This window comes from Streptomyces nanshensis (genome assembly GCF_001751255.1).
Classification (GTDB): domain Bacteria; phylum Actinomycetota; class Actinomycetes; order Streptomycetales; family Streptomycetaceae; genus Streptomyces; species Streptomyces nanshensis_A.
In genome coordinates, this window is sequence record NZ_LJGW01000344.1 from 5,537 (window position 1) to 8,895 (window position 3,359).

Genomic DNA, 3,359 nt, shown 5'->3' on the forward strand with positions numbered 1-3,359 from the left:
CCGATTCAGGCCGTGCGGCGGATGCAGCGGATACGGCACACGCCGCCGGCGCAGCAGATGCCGCCGGGGCTGCCGGAGCCGTCGCCCATGACGCGTCCCCGCCGGACGCGCCCTCCCCGCGGCCGACTCCGGCCGCCCCGGCCTCTGCTCCGTCCGGCCCGTCCGCCGCGGGCTCCCAGCCGTCCGAACCGCTCGCCGACGGCGAGGGCTCCCCGGTCGGACGGCGTCTCGTGCTGGGCATGCTCGGCCTCGGCGCCGCAGGGCTGGCCGCCGCCCCGTACGTACAGCGCGGCACGGAGACCGTTCTCGGCGCCGTCTCCGGCAAGGACCCGACGGGCGTCACGGGGCTGCTGCCCAACGGCGGCGGATTCCGCTACTACTCGGTGGCGGCCTCCGTACCGCACCGCGGCCCGCGCGACTACGCGCTCACCGTCGGCGGCCTCGTCGAGCGCCCCGCCCGCCACAGCCTCGCGGACCTGCACGCGATGCCGCAGCGGCGCATGGTCCGCGACGTGCAGTGCGTGACGGGCTGGCGCGTCCCCGGCACCCCCTTCGAGGGGGTGCGGCTCTCCCATCTCCTCCGGCAGGCCGGTGTCCGCGAGGAGGCCACCGCCGTGCGCTTCACCTGCTTCGACGGCATCTACAGCGAGAGCCTGACGTTGGAACAGGCTCTGCGCGACGATGTGTTGGTCGCGCTGCGGATGCAGGACGAGCCGGTCGGCCACCAACACGGCGGCCCCGTACGGCTGTACGTCGCGCCGATGTACTTCTACAAGTCCGCGAAGTGGCTCTCCGGCATCGAGCTGACCCGCGAAGTGGAGCCCGGATACTGGGAGAAGCGCGGCTACGCCGTGGACGGCTGGGTCGGGAGGTCGAACGGACGTGACGATGCTCCGACAGCCGCCTGACCCTGTGGACCGTACGGACTCTGCGAACCGCACGGACCCTTCGAACCGTACGGACGCGACGAACCGTACGGAGCACTCCGCGGACGTGCTGCGCTTCGCCCGCGCCGTGCGCTGGTGCCATCACGCGACCGCCGCGCTGATGGCCGTGTGCGTGGGCACCGCGCTCTGTCTCTACGTCCCCGGGCTCGCCCAACTCGCGGGGCGCCGCGCCCTGTTGGTCACCGTCCACGAGTGGTCCGGGCTGCTGCTCCCCGCGCCGCTGCTGCTCGCGCTCGTCTCGCGTGCGCTGCGGGCCGATCTGCGCCGCCTCAACCGCTTCGGCCCGCACGACCGCCGCTGGCTGCGCCGTGCCCGGCGCGCCCGCCGCCCGTCGCCGCCGCTGGGCGAGGACTGGGGCCGGGACGCGGGCAAGTTCAACGCCGGGCAGAAGGTCTTCGCGGCGTGGATCGCAGGCGCGGTGCTCGTCATGGCCGCGACCGGGCTGCTCATGTGGTTCACCGGGCTCACGCCGCTGGTGTGGCGTACGAGCGCGACGTTCGTGCACGACTGGCTCGCTCTGGCCATCGGCGTCGTACTCGCCGCGCACGTGGCGATGGCGGCGGCACACCCTGAGGCCCGCCGGGCAATGCGCANGGGCGTATCCGGAGGCCCGCCGGGCGATGCGTACGGGCTGGGCCGACCGCGCCTGGGCCCGCCGCGAACACGCGCTCTGGCAACTCCCGGACGAGCACGGGGAGTCGGACGGGCGGGACGAGTCCGCCGGGACGGCCGGACCGGACGAGCCGGGCCGGCCGGACAGAGCGGCCGCACGCCGAGGTCCGCCGCCGCACCGACGCCGAGGTCACTGACTGTCCTCGTTACGCCGATATCCGCTGGGCGCCCGCGCACCCGGCTGCGAACATGACAGGCGATGACAGACAAGGCCCCCTCTCTCCCCGCCGCCGGCGCCCCCCGAGGCCCCGGCGGCTCCTCCGGTACGCACGGCCCGGAGGACTCCCACACCCCGGCTCGGCTGTGGGTCGTGGTGCTCGCCGCGTGCGCCGGGCAGTTCCTCGTCGTACTGGACGTCTCGGTGGTCAACGTGGCCCTGCCGTCCATGCGTACGGCACTGGGCATGGACGCCGCCGGGCTCCAATGGGTGCTCAACGGCTACACGCTGACGTTCGCTGGTCTGATGCTGCTGGGCGGACGGGCCGCCGACATCTTCGGCCGGAAACGGACGTTCCTGACGGGACTCGCGCTGTTCACCGCGGCCAGCCTCTTCGGCGGTCTCGCCCAGGAGCCGTGGCAACTGCTCGCCGCCCGCGCCCTCCAGGGCACCGGGGCCGCCGTGCTCGCCCCGGCGACGCTGACGATCCTCACCACCGCCACTCCGCCCGGCCGCGCCCGTACCCGGGCCATCGCGACCTGGAGCGCCGTGGGCGCGGGCGGGGGAGCGGCGGGCGGTCTCGTCGGCGGGGTGCTTACGGACGCGCTGTCGTGGCGCTGGGTGCTGCTGATCAACGTCCCCGTCGGCGCGCTGGTGCTGCTGGCCGCCGCGGTGTGGGTCACGGAGCGCCGGGATGCGACCGCCGGACGCCGCCTCGATCTGCCCGGTGCGCTGCTGGTCACCCTCGGGCTGAGCACCCTGGCGTGGGCCATCGTCCGTACGGAGGCCGCGGGTTGGGCGGCGCCGTCGGTGCTGTGGCCGCTCGCGGCGGGGCTGGCGATGCTCGGGGCGTTCGTCGCCGTCGAGGCCCGTGCCCGTGCTCCGCTGGTGCCGCTGCGGCTACTGCGCAACCGGGCGGTCTCGGCGTCGAACGGCGCGATGTTCATCTTCGGCGGCGCCCTGTTCTGCATGTGGTATTTCGTCTCGCTCTATATGCAGAACGTGCTCCACTACACGCCGCTCCAGGCCGGGTTGGGCTTCATACCGCAGTCGCTGAGCATCGTGATCGGCTCGAAGGGGGCGCCGTGGCTGATGGCGCGGCTCGGGGCGCGGACCGTCGCGCTGTGCGGGGTCGCGGTGGCCGCCGCCGGCTGTCTGTGGCAGAGCGGGATGCACGCGGGCGGCGGCTTCCTGGAGACCGTCACCGGGCCCGGTGTGCTGATGGCGCTGGGCAGCGGAATGGCGGGCACCCCGCTGGCGTCCGTCGCCATGTCGGGAGTGCCGCACTCGGAGGCCGGTCTGGTCTCCGGGCTGTTCAACACGGCCCGCACGATGGGCGGTTCGCTGGGACTGGCGGTGCTCTCCACCGTGGCCGCCGCCCGCATCGGGGACGGCGACAGCCCGGAGACGCTGGCCGCCGGCTACGGGCTGGCCTTCCGCAGCGCCGCCCTCGTCCTGGTGGTGTGCGCGGCGCTGATCCTGTTCGTCCTGCCGCGCCCCGCCCGCGAGGTGCCGCCCGCGCCCGCGCTCCACGAGGACGGCTGACCCACCGGACGGGACGGCCCCGCCGGGCCCTCGGCGGG

Annotated in this window: 2 protein-coding genes and 1 pseudogene; all 3 read left to right on the plus strand. The window is 74.5% G+C overall.

The features are described from left to right. The first annotated feature begins 230 nt into the window (after nt 1-230). The 3 genes and pseudogenes from AN218_RS20470 to AN218_RS20480 all read left to right on the plus strand — a co-directional run bounded on the left by AN218_RS20470 (nt 231) and on the right by AN218_RS20480 (nt 3,321). Nucleotides 231-908, plus strand: coding sequence for a molybdopterin-dependent oxidoreductase (locus AN218_RS20470; RefSeq protein ID WP_244900557.1), 678 nt, complete (start codon nt 231-233; stop codon nt 906-908). Between the two features lie 139 nt (nt 909-1,047). Beyond that, nucleotides 1,048-1,624, plus strand: a pseudogene (locus AN218_RS20475) (cytochrome b/b6 domain-containing protein); the annotation flags it as partial. Between the two features lie 194 nt (nt 1,625-1,818). Beyond that, nucleotides 1,819-3,321: an MFS transporter gene (locus tag AN218_RS20480; RefSeq protein ID WP_079132384.1), complete on the plus strand. Its 1,503-nt coding sequence runs from the start codon at nt 1,819-1,821 to the stop codon at nt 3,319-3,321. The last annotated feature ends 38 nt before the right edge of the window (nt 3,322-3,359 follow it).

Excerpts from the sequence above, each read along its gene's own strand:
- AN218_RS20480 (WP_079132384.1), top strand. The coding sequence starts at position 1,819 with ATGACAGACAAGGCCCCCTCTCTCCCCGCCGCCGGCGCCCCCCGAGGC.